This is a genomic window from Thalassospira sp. MCCC 1A02898 (assembly GCF_001618185.1).
Taxonomy (GTDB): domain Bacteria; phylum Pseudomonadota; class Alphaproteobacteria; order Rhodospirillales; family Thalassospiraceae; genus Thalassospira; species Thalassospira tepidiphila.
Genome location: NZ_LPXK01000009.1, coordinates 313422 through 332188, shown reverse-complemented (window position 1 = coordinate 332188; position 18767 = coordinate 313422). Strand labels below are relative to the sequence as shown.

The window sequence follows — 18767 nt, the reverse complement described above, 5'->3', positions numbered from 1 at the left end:
ATTCGGCTAGGCTGAAGCTCTTGATTTCAAAGCAGATTGGCTGACCTTGATGCTCTGGCTGGCGCAAACCTGTCTGATGGCGCAGATCATTCTGGCCCCGTTGTTGCTCGGCGGATTGCGGCCATGGGCGCTTGCCCTTCTGGCGATCCTGACCGGTATCGGCATGCTTGCGATTTGCCTGCGCCCCGGTCCCGCGCAAATCGGCAAGCACTTGCTTTTTCTTTGGATCGGGATCGCTGCACTGATTGGTTGGGCGATCCTGCAAAGTCTGCCGATCTGGCCAGTTCAAGCTTATCCGTTCAATGCGCCGCACGTTGCACTCGCCCCGCATGGTTGGCTGAATATGGCGACCTATCTGATCTGGCTGGGCGGTGCTGCGAGCCTGACCGCGCTGGTGGGACGCCTCAACAACCATCTGAACATCACCATCGCCCGTACCATCGTGATCACCTGCGCCGTTCAAGTGGCGCTGGGCGCAGGTGCCGATTTGATGGGATGGCAGACGACATTCTGGTTTGCCAAACAGGCCCATCTGAGCGACTGGACCGGCAGCTTCGCCAATCGCACAGCGTTCGGAAACCTGATGGCGTTTGGTATTCTGGCCTGCCTGTTTTTGTATGATCAAAGCCGGGCGCCGAGCACTTCCAAGCGCCTTGATCAGGCAGGTGGCTGGCTGGCGATTGCTGTGTTGTTTGCAGCGGCCCTTGTCCACAGCCATTCGCGGCTGGCCTTTGTCATGGCGCTGGTTGGCGGAGCACTGTTTATCATTCTGACCCCGCGCGCAAACGGGCAAAGCATTAAGCGGCTGATTGTGATCGCGCTTGGGATCATCGCGACCATCACCATCGCAATCCTTGCATCGCCGGAACTTTTCACGCGCTTTACCGACCTTGCCCGCAACGACCTGATCCAGCGAGATGATTTGTGGATCACCGCCCTGCATGCGATTGCAGAACGACCATTGACTGGATGGGGTGCCGACAGCGTTGGACTGGTCATTGCTCATTTCGCCACCCCGGACCTGAACGCCAATGCCCACTGGTTTAGCACCCATAACCTGTGGCTTGATGGCGCAATCGTGTTTGGGGTTCCAGTCATGCTGATCCTGCTGGCAGCACTTACACTCGCGATCAAAACGGTTCTTGCCACCTGCCAGCAACCCGACACGCGTGCGCTTTTGATCGCACTGTTTGTCATGGCGATGCTCGGCAGCATGGGCGATTGGGTCATGGTCATGCCTGCCCTTATTCTGCCGATGGTAATGCTGGGAATGGCAAGCTTTGAAGCCGCAGCTGCAGCCCATCGCGCAGCACCTGCACGCGGGGATCACGCGGGGCAATCGCCTGTGCCTGATCGAAAAGCTTTGCGCTAAGCACCAAATCATCGTCGGCCACTGTTCCCGCCTTCAGCCCCTGCAAAACCGGATCAAACGGCCTTTCGACCAGCCGCTGTTTAAGCTGTTCGTCAAGTTCCGAGCCATCGACCACCATCGCATCATGCTCTGCACCAAAGCCGTCTCCGTTGGCAAAGGCGGCACGTTTGTTTTCAAGCTGCGATAGCGCCCTGCCCTCCGAAACCAGGACCATGCCGCCAGAGCCAAGCAACAGCAGGGCGATTACCATCAAGGCTGCCTTCATGCCGTCGCCCCCTCGGTCGCCATGTCCGCCTCTGCCTTGCCATAGGCAGCACGCGGCTTGGCACCGTTCAAGACAATGCCCTCCGGCACAATATTGGCTGCACGCAATTGCGACAGGGCTTGGGTGATATCACGGCGCTTGCTGTGGCCGCAGCGCAGGGCAAACAGCCTGACATCGGCCAGTCCCAGCGCAATCACACCATCCGCGACGGACAGGATCGGCGGCGTATCAACTATCACATGATCAAACCGGGTGCGCAGGTGCTTGATCAAATCGGGTAATTGCCCGTCAATCATGCCTGTTGCGATATTTCCCGGCACCGGCATGCGCGCACCAAGATATCGATACCCCTCGCCGTTTTCTGCCCCGGCAAGGGCGGCATCCAGATCCACAATCCCCGACATCACATCTGTCAGATCGGCAGTCAGTTCACCGTCATACCGCGCCCGGTTTGGCGGTGCCGGGTCATGCAAATCCGCATCGAGAACCATCACTGATGCCCCCAGGCCGGTCAGCTTTTCAGCCAGCGCATGAACGATGTGACTTTTGCCATCGCCCGAGAGTGCTGAGCCAATTGCAACCACCTGCCCGTCCCTGTGATGTTGATTTGCGACGTCCCTGCCCTGCACCATGATCCGCATCAGAACTGCCAGATGGCCTGCGGCCTCGTCATGGGCTGAGGTGGTGGCGGCCTTGGTCGCCATCGACCGTTCCGGAATACGGGCAAATAACGGGATGCCCAACGCCGTCTGAGGATCAAAATCGTCATCAATGCTCTGATCGAAATAGTGACGCAGCAATGCGGCAACCACAGCGGCAAACAGCGCCATCATGATCGCCAATATGGCAAGATCGCGCTTGGCCGGAAATTCGGTTGCCGCTGGCAAAGTTGGCGCACGCAGGATCGAAGCATCCCCCTGAAACGCTGCCATTTCACGGCGCAAGGCTTGCACCTGCTGGCCCAGCTCCTGAACATTGGCGCGTGCCATGGCGACAGACCGCACCAGGGCGGCCTGTCCCTGAACGCTTGTATTGCGCAGCGCCATCCGATCCTGCCAGCGATCCCGCTGGGCAGTAATCAGACGCAGCTTTTCTTCCGCCCCGGCAAGGGCAATATCCATTTGACCGGCGATGTTGCTGGCAACTGCCGTCAGTTGGTTATGCAGATCATCCAGTTCTTGCTTCTTGCCCTGCATGGTCGGATGCTTCGGGCCGTAACGCTGATCAAGCCTGACGAATTCCTGTTTTGTCGTCTCGAACTGGGCCGAGATTTGGCGCACCATCGGATGGCTTGCCACATCGTCAATCGCCAGCAAATCATCAAGGTTTGCCGCCTCATTGCGGCTTTGGCGCGCAAGCCTGAGGCTGACAACCTCCTGCCCCAGTTTTTCAGCCTGCTCATCAAGTGCATAGATGCGATCAAGCATCCGCGCATTCTCATCCGGGTCCAGAATACCGGCGCTGTTTTGCAAGCTGGCCAGATTCCCTTCCAGACCATCCAATTCAGTTTGCGCAGATTGAAATTGTGCCTCCGCCTCGGCAAGTTGCCTTCGAATGGCTGCTTTTTGCCGGTCTTCGCGCTGCCAAAGATAACTTTCAACAACGGCCATCAACGCCTTTTGCGCTGTTTCCGGATGGCTTGCGGTAAAGGCCACTTCAATGACCGCCGCATTGCCAACCCGGGTGGTTTCCAAAGCATTGCGAAGATGAGAGATCCCGTCAGTTTCGAGGTCACTGGATATCGGCGTATCCGTCAGCGAGACACCCTCTCCGCGCAAAACCGAAAGTGCGGTGGAAAGCGTTTCCTGCCCTTTGATCTCGGCAATTGCCGTCTCGATTTCCTGGGCGGTTACAGTGCGCCTGTCACTGTTGAATGCCGCTGGCATCTGGCGTTCCGCGATTTCCACATTTGAAGAAAACCCGATTTCGGTGACGGACCGATAATCCCCCTGCCAATTGGCGATCCCGCTCAGAAGCGCGATCAGAACCACAACAAAGGTCAGTGCAACAATCCCGCGCCGTTGCCAAAGAATACTCAACAAATCGCGCAGGGACGGATCAAACCGTTCTTGCGGGACGCTGGTAATCGCGACGGGATGGTTGGGATGCTCTGTCATCTCGGGCTTGCATCCTCAAGCTCTGGAATTCCGACAGGTTCCTGATAATCCTCAACTCCCCAATAGCTATCGACGACGGGGTTTCGCGGACCGCCAACAAAAAGAAGCGAATAACGCCGCGCCCGTTCGGTTTCAGGTGGCCGCCTTGATCCGACAACACGCGGTGCTACTTCGGGCTCGATACTTGCAGAAAATGATTGCTGTTCGCCTGCGAATATCAGTGCTTGATTGGCATTGCGTTCAAACAAGCGCTCCGCCAAATCCGAAGAATTATCCCGGACGATGGCTGAAAGGTGCCCGGGGTCGGGATGAAGATCAAGCAGACGCAGAACCACCCCACCCAGCACAGTCTCCAGCAAAAAACGGCTACTACCACCGCCCAGAACCACATCAAACAGACCAAGCAATACTTTAAGGCTTGCCTCTGCCACCTGCCAATCGATGTCAGATAGTTGGTTGGTGCCATCCTCTGACAGCACAGCTCCGACAAGTGCATCAATCAGCTGGGTGACGTCTTCGGTGGCTTCGACCTTTGCGATTTCCGCTTCAATCCAGCTGATCGCCGCCTGCCGGTTTTCCAGATCAAATGCTGCTGTGGTTGTCGGCTGCGCCTGTAAATCGGCGGCGGTTGTCAGCATCATAAAGATGACCGAAATGGTTGCCGCTTTCCGCAAGGCACGCCAAAGGTGCCGGAGTTGAAAACGCACAATCCTCGGCACGACAAGGCGGGCAAATGTCCAAAGCCCGCGCCCATAGCGCGGGATCATGTAGCGTGGCTGACAGAAGATGCGCCAAAGGAACTCCAACCCGCACCGCTGCCAGATAACCGGGGCGCGTCGGACATTCCCGGCCAGAACATCAAACGCCCCGCCAACACCCATGGCAAAACCGCATCCGGTCTTGGCCGCGTACAGTTCAACGAACAGCTCCTTGCGCGGCGATGGCAGGGCGACAAAAACGGCATCTGGTTTGGCCTGTGCAACACAATCGGCCAGCTTTTCATCATCGGGCTCATAACCGTGATGCGTGCCTGCGATGATCAAACCAGGAAAACGTGCAGGCAATATCCCCTGCAACTGATCCAGAACATCCTGACGCGCCCCCAACAGAAAAACCCGCGTACCATCCTGTGCGAACTGCGCCAGAAGATCAGTCATCAGATCAATGCCCGTGACACGCTCGGCAACCTTGATCCCCAACAGGCGGGCTGCCCACACAATCCCCATGCCATCCGCAGACAGGCAATCTGCGCGCGAAAGTGCTGCAAACAAACGATCATCGCGCAAGGCTGCGGGCAGTTTGGTTGCATTCAGGCAATGGTGACGAAAACAGGCTTGGTTGGCAGTCGCCGTACCTTTGCGAAGCATCAAGGCGATATCAGCACAGACGAGACGGCGTCGTCTCGTATCGAGCGGCAACCCGAAGAAGGCAGCTTTGTGCCCTTTGAGTTCGTCACGCATCTGCCACCCCTGTCACCCCGGCCGGACACTTAAAAAACGACAGAAACACAAAGTTCCTGCTGTTGGCGTCCGTCTTTCGCCGCCGTCAACGATTTAAGTCACGGCTAATTGGTTGAATTGAATGGTAACTTATGATTGAGTTACAGGCAATATTAGCATCTCAAGGTGATCGCCGCGGTGAGGGTGACTTTGCTGACCAACCTTGTGCCACCCTACCGATCTGATGCCTATAACGCGCTTCATCATCGCGCGATGGCCGCAGGCGGGGGTTTGCGTGTCCTATGTACCCAACATCGCGAACCACAACGCAACTGGTCAATCACAACACCCGCATTTGACCATATCACCTTGCCGGGCGTTCAAATTCCCCTTGGTGAAAACCGAACCCTATCACTTCCGTTTGGCGTCACACGGGCTGTTTGCCGTAAACCAAGTGATGCGTTGATTTTGAGCGGTTTTGGCATCGCGCAATGGCAGGCGCAAAATTGGGCGCTTAAACACCGCATTCCGACCGTGCTGCAATTCGATGGCTGGGCAGGCTCCGATGCCACCTATAACAATCCGCTTCGGCGTAGATTACGCCGGGTCATGATTGCCCGTGCCGATGGCTTTGTCGCCGCAAGTTCACGCGGGGCAGCGTGGTTTGAGGGCCTTGGCGCATCGCCAGATCATATTTGTATTGCGCCAATCCCACCGTCATTTCCCTTACCCGATATTTCCGCCAACCAAAACTTGGCGGAACGACAATACGACATCGTCTGGTGCGGTCGGACGACGGTTTCAAAGGGCTTTGACATCTTCATGCGGATCGCATCAGAACTGTCCAAGACAGACATTGCAAACCGTATCGCCATCGTTGGCAGTACCGACATTAAAAGCACCACAAGGCTTACGCAATCTTCCGACCTTGGTGACCGGGTGGATGTGTTCGGGCAACTTCCCCCCGATCAACTGCCGCCCATTCTGACCAACAGCAAGATCGCCCTATTCCCCAGCCGAAATGATGCCTATGGCGTTGGTGTAATTGATGCGATTGCCTGTGGCACGGTGGCGCTTGCAAGCCCATTCACCGGCTGCGCACCAGATGTTTTGCGCGGTCCCGAAATCCTGCCGATCGATAATCCGCAAGGTTGGATCACGGCCTGCAAACGCCTTCTTGATGCGCCGCAACTTCTCGAGGACACGCGTTTGCATCAAGCAAGGGCAATTGCCAATAACACCCCCGCCCATCACAGCGACACCATGTGGCAGGCAGTTCATCAGGCGGTTAATCATAACCCAGACATGCGGCGGTGGGGATGATCACGCCAAACCGCAATCGCACCTTGAAATCCGGGCCATCCGTCTGGATGATCAGCCGTGTCGATCAGGCCAAAATTCTTGCCAAACACCTCGCCGAACAGGATCGGCTGGTGCGTTGGGACAGTTTTTGGCGCCATGACGGTACGGGTCTTATCCGCCCGCCATCACGCCATGTCGGCACTGCACTTTGCGATATACCGGGGCGTCATCTTCTGCCTGATCTGCTTGGCAAAACGGCCCAAAAGCTCAGGTTACCAGCACGCAATCTGTATTCAGACATTCCGCTTTCGCTAGTGGCCGCCTTTCAAATGCCAAACGCCGACATCCTGCATGGGCAGGGCAATTACAGCCTGCCTGCGATGCGTCGCGCCAAGGCACGCAATATGATCACGATTTCCGATGTCACCGGCCAACTGACTGAAACCCGCCATGTTCAGCTTGTCGACGAATATGCATCCCACGGCCGCGCCCACCGCGAGATATCGGCCTTCCTTGCCGGTCGGCGCACGGCAGAAGCCCGATTTGCCGATGCGGTATTTGCGCCCTCCGATACGGTCGCGGAAGGTCTGCAAAGAACCGGTATTGCGCCTGACAAGATATATATGGTCCCGTTTACATCGCCGCATTGTCAGGCGTTGTTGGATCGGGAACGTTTCGCGCGCGACGATACGGTCATTCGGCTTCTTTATGTCGGCAACCTGTCGCTCGCCAAGGGCACCGCCCATCTTCTGGCGGCTTGGAAAACCATCCGCCGCCAGTTCCGTTTAAGGGTCGAGCTTACCCTGATCGGGACGGCGCAGCCCTGTGCCAGGGGCCTGCTTTCAAACCTGCCCGACGGGGTGACGTGGTTTGGCCCCCTGCCGCACGATAAGGTTGCTGATCACATGTTGTCGGCTGATATCTTTGTCTTTCCCAGTCTGACAGAAGGCAGCAGCCTTGCCACCATGGAGGCCATGGCAGCCGGTTGTGCCGTCATCACCACGTTCGATGCCGGAAGTCCGGTCATCAATCATCAAAGTGGCCTGATCATCCCGCCGAGGGATCAGGATGCGCTTGTAACGGCCGCGACGGCACTGATCACACAGGCCGAGATGCGCCGAACCATCGCCCAAAAGGCGCGAGATCAAATCGCCAGCGACCTCCGCGACACCTATGGCACGCGGGTTGATCATGCATATGAAACCATCCTGTCGCGCCATGGTTAGATGGTCAGCCCTCCTAAAATCAGCGGGTTCTCGGCTATATCCATTGTGGATGATCGGGGCCAATATGATTGCGCGGCTGGGCGGCATGGCAATTCTTGTTCTGATCGGTCACGCCTATTCAGAGGCTGATCTTGGTACCTATTTCCAGTTGCTCGCCATGGTCGGTCTTGCGGTTACGGCAACGCAGGCTGGCAGTGGTCCGCTTCTGGTGCGACTGGCACAAAATGCGGCCTTCGGACAGGCTATGCATGTTGTCGCCACAAGGTTCCTGATTGCAGGGTTCGCCTCGATCCTGATTTTCACGACAACCAGCGTCTCGCTTGCGCAATATTGGCCACTTATCCTGATCCCGATCGCCGCCGCCCTTTCGCCCGACTGGATGATTGCGGCCAAAACCCGGTTTTCACGGCTTGGCATGATTGCGGTTATTGGTCAAGCATGCGGGATAATGTTGGCGGTTTGGGCGTCACTCAGCCATTCAGATTTAGCACTTTACCTCATTTCACCTGCGGTTTCTCTGGCAAGCGTTGCGCTTGCAACAGCATTTGCATTTGAACAATCGCCAAGTCATTCCACCAACGCCGCGCCTGCCCGCAAGTCCGGCGCATTAGGTCTCATCGGCTTCACCCTGCTCGCCGGGTTCGTGCCAAACCTCGACTTTGTCCTGTTGGGCACAGACAGCGATCCGCTGTTTCTGGCCCAACGCGTTTTCCTGTTTTGCGCCGGCCTGATTGCGGCCGTTACCTCAACCCTGTTTGCCAGAAACGAGGTCGGGCAAATGCGTGACATCTGGCTTTTGGCACCGATGGTATTGATCTCGGGCCTGCTGTTGTTCCTGCCCGATAGGTTGGCAAATCTATTCTTTGCCAGCCCGTCTGATGATCTGATCACGATCCTTCAAATCGGTGCAGCCTGGCCGGTATTGATGGCATTCATCGCCCGACAGAGCCTGATCTTGCAGGAAATATCAGCGGTAAAATGGCTGGGTTGGGGATGCCTTGCGCTGATGATCTTCACAGCATTGGCCATACCGACCAGCGACCTCGCACCCAACATCATGATGCTGATCGAAGTCCGCTTGGCCTGTCTGGTTCTGATCCTGCTGGCCTGCCAAAAAGTCGCAACAAGACGGCAGGTCATGGCATGACGAAACTGACCACCACCATCACCAACAATAAGCTGATCAAAGGCCAGTATGGTGACATCACCTTTGGCCCTTGGGGACTGGAATGTTCGGACCAGCATTCCTTTGTGACACTCACCGACCAACCACGAAACGTCAAACAGGTCGGCGACATCTGGCACCTTTCTGGTGGTCGAATACATATCGCGTACGAAACCCGCAAGCCCACCCCAAACACAATCGGGCTTAAGCTCTGCATTCAGGCACTGGACGATATCCCGCTGCAAGATGCCGTCATCCGGCTGGTTTTTGACAAAACCGCCATCAAACACGGGCGCATCGCAGACAAAACAGTTCACCACACCAACAGCGACAAATACCGTCTTTATCCGACCAATGAGGCCGCACTGATCGGTAAGGACGGCGCAATCATTTCCGTGACACTGGATCACGCCGATGGGGCGGGCTGGTTTGATCCCTACATGTATCTGCGCGACCGCGACGATCACTGGATCATTCATGCCCGCATGCTGCCAAGTGATCCGGTTGATCAAGTCTGGTTGCGCTGGGCAAACCGATTTTTCACACTATCGGCACCGGGTTGGTTTTCAGCTTTGCTCTGGCGCATGCCGGTTTTCAAAAAGCTGCTCTGGCGTTTGCGCGAACGCATGGGCCGTCACTGCCCGGAAATTCAGGCTGTGCCCCTGAACTGCCTCAAAGCAGGCCAGTCCTTGTCGATGGAGGTCACATGTCACTTTCAGTAACCCATGACGCGCTTCGCTTACGCTGCCTCAATCTGGCCAAGCGGATTGCAGACGATCTTGCAACACGTCAACTGACGACTGGGCATTTTGAACAGCCGGATTTTTACGCCAAGGCCTTTGCCGTCGACCTCTGGCGCCGCCTTGATCCTGTTCGCTTTGGTTCAAATATCGAGCGCGCCCTTGATGCCCTCCGATCAGAGACGCGCGATAAAACCTGGCACCGCGAATTCATCGAATATGCGTTGCTGGATACGCCGGGCCTGTCATCGGAAGCCATCACCGACATCCTTCGGGGCGCCAAACCGCAATGTCCCGATGTCGCCAACTGGCAAATACTTGGCCTGATCAATCGGCAGAAACGAAATGCAGGACTAACAGCAAAATTCCTCAACCTCGCCCATTTCGCGTTCATCTTGTTTCGCTATTGGCGCGCACCAGTTTTCATGGATCGACCAGACTGCTTTTCCGCGCAATACCATGCCTTTTGCGCAGCTCTTCTGTCTGACAGTCCCCATAAACGCCATCGACGGATTGCCAACCGGGCAGCAGAAATGCTGACCCAACTTGCCAGCACGCATGGCTTTGTCAATCTGCTCGGACGTGGTGCGGGGCAGAGTTTTGGCGCGGCCTGCGGGCTTTATGTGTTGCTAAAAGAGAGCTACCACAACGAGGCAGAGGCAATCCTGCATCGGTTGGAAGATGCACTTCTTAAGGCAGGACAACTGCCACTCAACCTTCTCGCCCCTGCCCCCTTGCCCGAAAAACCCGGCCCCGAGACCCCACAAACACCCGGGTGGTACAGCTATAACCGCCACGATGATTACCTTGCCTTTGCAGGTTATTGGCTGCTGAAGGCCTCACAACTGCCCGCGCCAAAACAGATCCGTTCACCTGCTTCGGCAACTATCGCCCGAAACACCATCGCGCAGTTTTCATCCTCCTACTATCACGCGCAAATGACGCTTTGTGGCAGACAGAATTTTGATGTCTCCGGCGCCCCCGTCATTGTTTCGGGCCAAGGAAAATCCGCCCGCATCTTCCTTCCACCAACTGGCGGCGAACAGGATGCCCCCAGCCTTTATGATCACGCCTCACAGCCGCTTCCCGCGATTGGCGAGACAGAATTCTCCCGCTTTCTTCAAACCCGCCAGATATCTGACAACAAGCTTGATATAAGCTTCGAGCTTGCCGGTATTGTTGGTCTTCGAACAATCGAATTTCAAAACGCGCGTGTTATTATCTCTGATCTGATTCCCGACTGCGCAGCTAACGAAGTCGAACTCTTCCGAATTCTGATTGATGGCAACATCGGCCTGACTCAGATCGCGGAAGACACCATCATCTGTCGCGAACTCGGAATAAAGCTGACGGCAAATGCCCCGCTTCAGATAATCCCACAAGCAACATTCAGCGCTGCTGGTCCGGCAACAAGGATCAGTGCGAAGACAGCGCAAGGGTATAACGCCACTCTGACCATCTCGTGGGGGAGATTCTGATGCGTGATCCGATCACGATCATCACGACCGTGCACGATGGCGACGCCCATCTCGATCGCTATTTTAGCAATCTGCGACAGATACTCGGTCCCCGCGATCATGCGGTTATTGTCGATGACGGTTCAACCGCGCCCTTGGCAACGCCATCAGACTGGCACAAGGAACCGAGACTGATCGTCCTTTATCCCGGCAAAATTGGACGAGGGGCAGCACTTAATCTCGCCATTGAAAACAGCCCGACCGATCTGATTGCCATTCAGGATATCGATGACATTTCCTTGGCCAGTCGGCTGGATCGACAAGTTGAAGTGCTTTCCAATAACCACAATCAACTTGTCTTCGCGCGCGCCATGTCCGATCCGTGGCGACCGACTTTGGCGGCCTTACAACATTTTTCACCCGCACGGCTTTATTTCAGCAACCCACTGCACCATTCGTCACTTGCCATGCACCGCTCTGTCTGGGCCCAGGCGGGTGGTTATGCGACGGATTTGCCCTGTTGCATTGATCTGGATTTCTATCTGCGCGCCTGCTGTGTAGCCAAGGCCCGCATCAGTCGGCTAAGCATGCCCCTGATCGAACGTACCCTTGATCCCGGCACCCGCCATTTCGCAAGGATACCAAACGCACTCTATCAGAAAACGCATGCTTCCGTTCTTGCGCGTTACCGCCCTGACCTGTCTTGGTCGATCTGGCTGGCGGCTGCCAAACTCCGCGAGTTGCAATTGTTTTCGGCAAGGGACGTTCGATGACTAACCGCCCAAAAATCATCGCCATGGTTCAGTTGCCACCGCCCATGCACGGGGCAGCCAAAATGAACCAGTTCGCCATTACGGCTTTGGCAAAAGACTTTGATTTGCATGTCATTGAAATGCGCTTTGCCCGGAGATTGTCCGCGGTAAATCGATTTTCGCTGCGCAAGGTCGGGTTGGCGGTTTGCTTGTTGCTGCGTCTGATCTGGGCATTGCCAAGCGCCAAGGCGCTTTATATCTGCTTTGCACCAAATGGCTTCGCCTATTATCGCGACTGCATTTATGTGCTTTTGGCCAAGCTCCTGCGAGTGCCCACAATCCTGCACCTGCACGGTCGCGGTCTTCCCGAAATGCAAAGATCAAAGTGGTCTGAATTGCTTCAGAAGACGGTTTTCAAAGGGCAAACCGTCATCCTGCTCGGCGAGAGTTTGCGCACAGAAATCGAAGGCCTTGATTGCAAGTCTGCCATCATCGCCAACTGCCTGAATGATGATGCCTTCGTCGGCCCAGCCACCAAACAATGGGTGCCCCATGATCCGATCCGGCTTTTATGGCTGTCCAATCTGTTTCAGGCCAAAGGCATCGAAACCCTGCTTGCTGCCTGTGAGATCCTGCGCGCGCAAGGTATCGCTTTCCATTTGACGATTGCCGGGGCCGAAGGCGACATCAGTAAAGCCGAGCTCGCCACATTACTTGAAAAATATCACATGCATGCGGCAGCGACATATCTCGGACCAGTTTCCGATACTGAACGGCAGGATGCCTTTGAAAACTCTGATCTCTTCATCTTTCCCAGCCACTACCCCAACGAAGCCCAACCGCTTGTCGTGCTCGAAGCGATGGCAGCCAATGTGCCGGTGATCACAAGTAACATCGCAACCCTGCCCGAGTTTGTCCGGGACGGCGAAACCGGGCGACTGTGCCCGCCACAAGACCCTGAACAATTGGTAAATGCGATCAGCGCAGCAATCGGTGCGCCGGAGAAAACTGCTGCAATGCGCGATGCCGCCTATCAGATGTGCCGACAGAACTTCCACCAAGACAGGTTTGCCGAAAAACTGCGCCAACGGGTTCACAGCATTATCGAAAATCACTGACGTGCCGTGGGTGATTGCGTACCATCAAAACCGACAGAAAATACATGAACAGGATGGTCAGAATGGATCGGGACCAATTCAACGCCTTTTGCAAATCCCTGCCACAGACAACCCACGTTGTTCAGTGGGGGGACGCGGATGTCTGGAAGGTCGGTGGCAAGGTTTTCGCGATTGGCGGCTGGGCCACAAAAGAGACATTGGGTGTCACATTCAAGACATCCGAGATCGGCTATGAAGTCTTGAAAGATATGCCCGGCCTGCGCCCTGCCCCCTATCTGGCATCGCGCGGCATGAAGTGGATCCAGCATTATGATACGCCGGGCTTGAGCGACGATGACCTGAAGGACCATTTAAAAAGCTCGCACCGCATTGTCGCCAAGGGTTTGACGAAAAAGCTGCAGCGCGAGCTTGATCTTTATCAGGACGAATAGGAGCGCAAGTTTAAAGACGCCAAAGATCAATGCCGGTCGGCACAGCATCACGCGGCAAAACCGCACGTACATCGGCAACAAAGCCCTTGCCATCTTTAAGCAAGCTGCTGACAAGCGGCCAGCCCTTGGCAACATATTCCTTGTGCGACACGGCCAGAACGACCGCATCGGCGGGTTCCAAGCAATTGTCCGAGCAAAGCTTCAAACCATCAAATTCGTGTGCCACTTCGCCCGCATCGGCGTGCAAGTCATGGACCTGCACAGTGACACCAGCCTCTTCGAGCGACCGAACGATATCGATCACACGCGTATTGCGAATATCAGGGACGTCTTCCTTAAACGTCAGGCCAAGTACGGTAACAGTCGGGTTCTTGGTCGCCCCTTCACGTAGCAATGCCCGGATGACCTTGTTGGCTACCACATCGCCCATACCATCATTGACCCGGCGGCCAGCCAGGACCACTTGCGGGTAATAGCCAAGCTCTTCGGATTTATGGGTCAGGTAATAGGGATCAACACCGATGCAATGACCGCCGACAAGGCCCGGGGTGAACTTCAGGAAGTTCCATTTGGTCCCGGCTGCTTCAAGCACGTCACGGGTATCAATACCAGCGCGGTCAAAGATCAGTGAAAGCTCGTTCATCAGCGCGATGTTCAAATCACGCTGGGTGTTTTCAATAACTTTCGCCGCCTCGGCCGCCTTGATGGTTGGGGCCTTGTGAATGCCAGCGGTCACCACACTGCCGTAGACATTAGCAACAATATCAAGGGTCACTTGGTCCTGACCCGAAACAACCTTGGTAATGGTGGTAAAGCGATGTTCGCGATCACCCGGGTTGATGCGTTCGGGTGAATAACCGACTGTGAAATCACTGCCTGCTTTCAGGCCCGACAGCTCTTCCAAAATCGGCACGCATACTTCTTCAGTCGCCCCCGGATAAACTGTGCTTTCATAAACAACAATGTCGCCCTTTTTAAGGATGGCTCCAACGGTTTTTGAAGCAGAGCGCAACGGCGACAGATCCGGACGGTTCGAGCTATCGATCGGCGTCGGCACCGTCACAACATGAAAATCAGCCTCGGCAAGATCTTGGGCATCAGCGGTCAACAAAAGATCGGCTGCGGCAAGTTCATGGTCATCGACTTCGCCCGTCGCGTCGTGTCCCGCTTTAAGCTGGGCGATGCGCGCCTGATTGATATCAAAGGCAACAGTGCGACCACATGATGTGCCAAATGCCACAGCCACCGGCAAACCGACATAACCCAACCCGATAACTGAAATCTTGCGCCCGTGGCTCATTGGTAAAACCTTGCAAATAATCTGGTCGCCGATTTGTAGCCAGCCGACCATGCCCCGTCAATTGCTAAGCGCTTAGCCCTGAAAGAGAGCGCCCTTGTGCCGTCTCCCGGAACGTGATCTAGTTTCCTCTCATGCTCTGCAACACGCGACCTTATTTTGATGCGCTTTGTCTTCCTCGCCTTTGGCTGTCTGCTGTTGATCACCAGTCATGCACTGGCGAGACCCTCAACGTCACCAATCCGGGTGGTTTTTCCCTATATTCCGTTGATGGCGGAAAGCAAGGATCACGGCGTTTTTATCGACATGTATGCGGAAATAGCAAGACGGTCGGAGACAGACGTCATCATTGACATTCTGCCGGTACGGCGTGCGGTACAGGACTTCATAAGCGGTAAATATGATGCGCTGGGGGCTTATCCGTCGCTTTCTGAAATTCCGGTCTCGCTGGCCTCTGTCCCGTTTTATCGCCGCGAAAATCTGATCTTTTACAGCACAGATCAATTTGGTCATGGCAATGTCACCAAGCTCGAAGACCTTGATGGCGCGCGCGTGGGGCTGGCCGCTTATCATTACCCTGACTACATTCTCGATCGCGAAGAACTCAACCTTGAGCGCGTGCCAGACGATGCGTTTTTGTTGCGCATGATTGCCAGTAATCGCCTCGATGCCGCCATCATCGAACGTTTTTCGGGCAACCATGTCCTAAAGCTGCTTGGCCTTGAAGACACGATCTCTGTCAGCGAGGATCCGGTCACCAGCGAAAATGTCCTGATCCTGTTCAAGGCCGATCTTGCCGGGATTGAAAACCGCAAAGCCTTTAACAAGGCGATCTATGAAATGCTGTGCGACGGGAGCCTGGCAAAACTGTTTGGCCGCGCAAGCCTCCTGCCAGATCAAGAGATCATTGAACGCGATTTGCCGGCCTCCGCAATCATCAGCGATTGCGACCCCAAGGCCATCTTTGCAGACCGCTAATGCGCGCCAATAGAAAAGGGCACGCTGCCGAAGCAACATGCCCTTCTCGTAAAATCCATCCTCGCGGTCTGGGACTAGCCCTTAACCACGATATTGACCAGTTTCGGCGTCGGCTTGGCGACGTAGATCACCTTAACGATGTCCTTGCCGTCCAGATGGCGGGCAACGTTTTCATCGGCCTTGGCAAGTGCTTCGACCGTGGCCTGATCCGCATCTGCCGCCACCATCACCGAACCACGCTTCTTGCCATTGACCTGAACCGGCACTTCGAATTCATCATCCTTGGCCTTTTCGGCATCAAACTCCGGCCAGTCGAACTTGATCACCGATTTCTTGGCACCGAATTCATCGGCTGCCATCCGGCTCATAAGCTCCTCACCCAGATGCGGGGCAAACGGGGCGACCATAAGGGCGAGCGCCTTGGCGTGATCATCATGCACCGCATTTTGCTTGGTCAACGCGTTGGTGAGCTCGATCAATGCCGCAATCGCCGTGTTCAGGCGAAGATCAGCAATATCGCCGGTCACCTTGGCAATCGTCTTGTGCAGAAGCGTTTCGATCTTGCCATCCACGCTATCGGTCCGCTCCATCTGGGTCGTGACTTTCCAGACGTTGGACAGGAAGCGCATCATGCCGACAATCGCATCAGACTGCCAAGGCTTGGAGCTGTCAAGCGGCCCCATATACATCTCGTACGTTCTGAACGTATCGATGGTGTACTGATCGCAGATTTCCTCAGGCGGGATACCGTTTTTGTAACGCTTGCCCATCTTGCCCGGCACGGTAATCAGCTGCTCGTCGGTTTTGGCGTTGAACGGCACCTTCTTGCCATCGACATCGCGCATTTCAACATCATGGATGTCGACATAAACACCACGCGCATCGGTATAGGCATCGGCCGTAATCATGCCCTGGTTAAACAGCTTCTGGAACGGCTCGGGTGTGCTGACATAGCCAAGGTCAAACAGAACCTTGTGCCAGAAACGCGAGTACAGCAAATGCAGCACCGCGTGCTCCGCGCCGCCAACATAAAGATCAACCGCACCCGGAAGGGCGTTACCGTCCTTGTCCGTGCTGTTTGCCCAATAGGCCGCGGCATCATCGGATGCAAATTTCGCATCATTCTTGGCATCGAAATAGCGCAGATAATACCAGCAAGACCCCGCCCAGTTCGGCATGGAGTTGGCATCGCGTTTGAACGCGCGCACTTCGTATTCCGCACCGTCATGGGTGTGTTTCGAACCAACAGCCGCATCAACCGGCAGAACCGAACCATCAGAAAGGACGATCCCGGTGACTTCCATCCAGTCCTTGGCCCGTGCCAACGGCGGCTCCGGCTCTGAATTCGGGTCTTCGTTTGATTTCGGTTTGAAATCGGTCATTTCCGGCAGAACGACTGGCAAGGCCGCCTCGGCAATGCCGTGAACCTGATCGGTTTCGGTGTCGAACAGAACCGGGAACGGCTCCCCCCAATACCGCTGGCGCGAGAACAGCCAGTCGCGCAGCTTATACTGCACGCGACCGCGTCCAATGCCCTTGGCTTCCATCCATTCGATGATTTTGGCCTTGGCATCCGGGGTCGAAAGACCGTTGATTGAAACCTCGTCATTGGCGGAATTGATCGTCTCGCCAACTTCGGTCTGGGCGACCTTGAATGCGCCCGGTTCTGCCTCGTAGCGCGCCAGAAGCGTTGCCGCATCAGCATCCGCCGCATCTACCGGTGCGTTGTCCTTAAGCCACGCGTCGGACGGCTTGGTCGTCGCCTTGATCGGCAGGCCGAATTTATGGGCAAACTCAAAGTCGCGCTGATCGCCAGCCGGAACCGCCATGATCGCCCCGGTGCCATAGCCCATCAGGACATAGTCGGCAATCCAGACCGGGATTTCTTCACCCGTCACCGGGTTGGTCGCATGCGCGCCAATAAACACGCCGGTCTTTTCACGCTCGGCATCATCCTTGGCCGAAACAGCCTTAAGCTCGGACGCCTGTGCGCGGTATGCCGCGACATCGGCCTTTTTATCGGCGGCGCAAAGTTTATCAACCAGCGGATGCTCAGGTGCGAGAACCATATAGGTCGCACCAAAGATCGTGTCGGGACGGGTGGTGTAAACCGCGATTTTTTCGTCTGCACCGTCGACGGTTTTGACCGGGAAGTTCACCCGCGCACCAACAGAACGGCCAATCCAGCCCTTCTGCATCTCGACCACGCCATTTGGCCAATCAAGCCCTTCAAGGTCGGCGACAAGACGATCGGCATAGTCGGTAATGCGCAACATCCACTGTTTCAGCGGGCGTTTGTAAACCGGGTAATCACCACGTTCGGACTTGCCTTCGTTGGTGACTTCCTCGTTCGACAGAACCGTGCCCAGCATCGGGCACCAGTTGACCGGCACTTCATCGACATAGGCCAGACGCCCGCGATCAATCGCACGATCAATCTCTTTGCCTTCGGCTTTGGTGCCCTCACCAATCACCGATTTCGGCTGCGGCACGCCATCTTCGTCAAGCAACCACTCACCACTTTCCAAAAGCGGGCGCAGCTCGGCAATCGGGCGCGCACGGCCGGTAATGGCCTGCCCCTGCGGGCCTTTCCATTCAACGGTCGGGTCATAGAAGCTGTTAAACAGCTGCAGGAAGATCCACTGCGTCCATTTGTAATAATCAACATCGGTCGTGGCGAAACGGCGATGCGGATCATGGCCAAGGCCAATGACTTGCAACTGACGCAGCATGTTTTCGATATTGGCTTCGGTGGTGATGCGCGGATGCTGGCCGGTCTGGATGGCAAATTGCTCTGCCGGCAGGCCAAAGGCGTCAAAGCCCATGGAATGCAGAACATTTTTACCACGCATGCGCTCGAACCGTGCCTTTACATCCGTCGCGATATAGCCCAGTGGATGGCCGATATGCAGGCCAACCCCGCTTGGATAGGGGAACATGTCCAGGATGACGCTTTTCTTCTTGCTTGCGTCGAAATCGGCATCGCCGGGATTTGGCGTGCGATAGGTATCGTTTTCCCGCCAATACTCCTGCCAGCGCTTTTCAAATTCCCGCGCACTTTCCTGATAGTTCGCCACGCTTAATCAACTCCTGCCTGTCCAACTCCGA

General features: G+C 55.7%; 14 protein-coding genes. 10 read left to right on the top strand and 4 right to left on the bottom strand.

Annotated elements, in window-relative coordinates; translation table 11 throughout:
- Window positions 1-49 precede the first annotated feature (49 nt).
- Complete coding sequence (locus AUQ41_RS08200) at window positions 50-1372, top strand: O-antigen ligase (RefSeq protein WP_063087704.1); 1323 nt, start codon at window positions 50-52, stop codon at window positions 1370-1372.
- 261 nt (window positions 1373-1633) lie between these two features.
- Here the strand turns inward: AUQ41_RS08200 and AUQ41_RS08195 are convergent, their stop codons facing one another.
- Both AUQ41_RS08195 and AUQ41_RS08190 read right to left on the bottom strand, forming a co-directional pair.
- Entirely contained in the window at window positions 1634-3754 is a 2121-nt protein-coding gene (locus tag AUQ41_RS08195; RefSeq protein WP_063087702.1) for a hypothetical protein, read from the bottom strand.
- Window positions 3751-5214, bottom strand: coding sequence for a WecB/TagA/CpsF family glycosyltransferase (locus AUQ41_RS08190; RefSeq protein ID WP_063087700.1), 1464 nt, complete (start codon window positions 5212-5214; stop codon window positions 3751-3753). The genes AUQ41_RS08195 and AUQ41_RS08190 overlap by 4 nt, the downstream gene beginning before the upstream one ends.
- Window positions 5215-5391: 177 nt before the next feature.
- On the opposite strand from AUQ41_RS08190, the gene AUQ41_RS08185 reads away from it, so the two are divergent.
- The 8 genes from AUQ41_RS08185 to AUQ41_RS08150 all read left to right on the top strand — a co-directional run bounded on the left by AUQ41_RS08185 (window position 5392) and on the right by AUQ41_RS08150 (window position 13384).
- Window positions 5392-6516, top strand: a complete 1125-nt coding sequence (locus AUQ41_RS08185) for a glycosyltransferase family 4 protein (RefSeq protein ID WP_143588733.1) — start codon at window positions 5392-5394, stop codon at window positions 6514-6516.
- Window positions 6513-7721: a glycosyltransferase family 4 protein gene (locus AUQ41_RS08180; RefSeq protein WP_063087696.1), complete on the top strand. Its 1209-nt coding sequence runs from the start codon at window positions 6513-6515 to the stop codon at window positions 7719-7721. Before AUQ41_RS08185 ends, AUQ41_RS08180 begins: the two co-directional genes overlap by 4 nt.
- 85 nt (window positions 7722-7806) lie before the next feature.
- The gene (locus AUQ41_RS08175; RefSeq protein WP_157092639.1) at window positions 7807-8868 is read left to right on the top strand and encodes a hypothetical protein; all 1062 of its coding nucleotides are present in this window, start codon (window positions 7807-7809) and stop codon (window positions 8866-8868) included.
- The gene (locus AUQ41_RS08170) at window positions 8865-9608 is read left to right on the top strand and encodes a hypothetical protein (RefSeq protein WP_063087692.1); all 744 of its coding nucleotides are present in this window, start codon (window positions 8865-8867) and stop codon (window positions 9606-9608) included. The genes AUQ41_RS08175 and AUQ41_RS08170 overlap by 4 nt, the downstream gene beginning before the upstream one ends.
- Window positions 9593-11104, top strand: coding sequence for a hypothetical protein (locus AUQ41_RS08165; protein ID WP_063087690.1), 1512 nt, complete (start codon window positions 9593-9595; stop codon window positions 11102-11104). Before AUQ41_RS08170 ends, AUQ41_RS08165 begins: the two co-directional genes overlap by 16 nt.
- On the top strand, window positions 11104-11856 hold the full coding sequence (locus AUQ41_RS08160; RefSeq protein ID WP_063087688.1) for a glycosyltransferase family 2 protein: 753 nt from the start codon (window positions 11104-11106) through the stop codon (window positions 11854-11856). Before AUQ41_RS08165 ends, AUQ41_RS08160 begins: the two co-directional genes overlap by 1 nt.
- On the top strand, window positions 11853-12953 hold the full coding sequence (locus AUQ41_RS08155; RefSeq protein ID WP_063087686.1) for a glycosyltransferase family 4 protein: 1101 nt from the start codon (window positions 11853-11855) through the stop codon (window positions 12951-12953). The genes AUQ41_RS08160 and AUQ41_RS08155 overlap by 4 nt, the downstream gene beginning before the upstream one ends.
- 62 nt (window positions 12954-13015) lie before the next feature.
- Complete coding sequence (locus tag AUQ41_RS08150; RefSeq protein ID WP_063087684.1) at window positions 13016-13384, top strand: MmcQ/YjbR family DNA-binding protein; 369 nt, start codon at window positions 13016-13018, stop codon at window positions 13382-13384.
- A 10-nt stretch (window positions 13385-13394) separates the two neighbouring features.
- Here AUQ41_RS08150 and AUQ41_RS08145 read toward each other — a convergent pair whose 3' ends face one another.
- A complete protein-coding gene (locus AUQ41_RS08145; protein WP_063087682.1) occupies window positions 13395-14684 on the bottom strand; it encodes a nucleotide sugar dehydrogenase in 1290 nt (429 codons plus the stop codon).
- A 159-nt stretch (window positions 14685-14843) separates the two neighbouring features.
- Here AUQ41_RS08145 and AUQ41_RS08140 point away from each other — a divergent pair, with 159 nt between their 5' ends.
- Window positions 14844-15659: an ABC transporter substrate-binding protein gene (locus AUQ41_RS08140; protein WP_063087680.1), complete on the top strand. Its 816-nt coding sequence runs from the start codon at window positions 14844-14846 to the stop codon at window positions 15657-15659.
- Window positions 15660-15733: 74 nt separating this feature from the next.
- Here AUQ41_RS08140 and AUQ41_RS08135 read toward each other — a convergent pair whose 3' ends face one another.
- Window positions 15734-18736, bottom strand: a complete 3003-nt coding sequence (locus AUQ41_RS08135) for a leucine--tRNA ligase (protein WP_063087678.1) — start codon at window positions 18734-18736, stop codon at window positions 15734-15736.
- Between the last annotated feature and the right edge of the window lie 31 nt (window positions 18737-18767).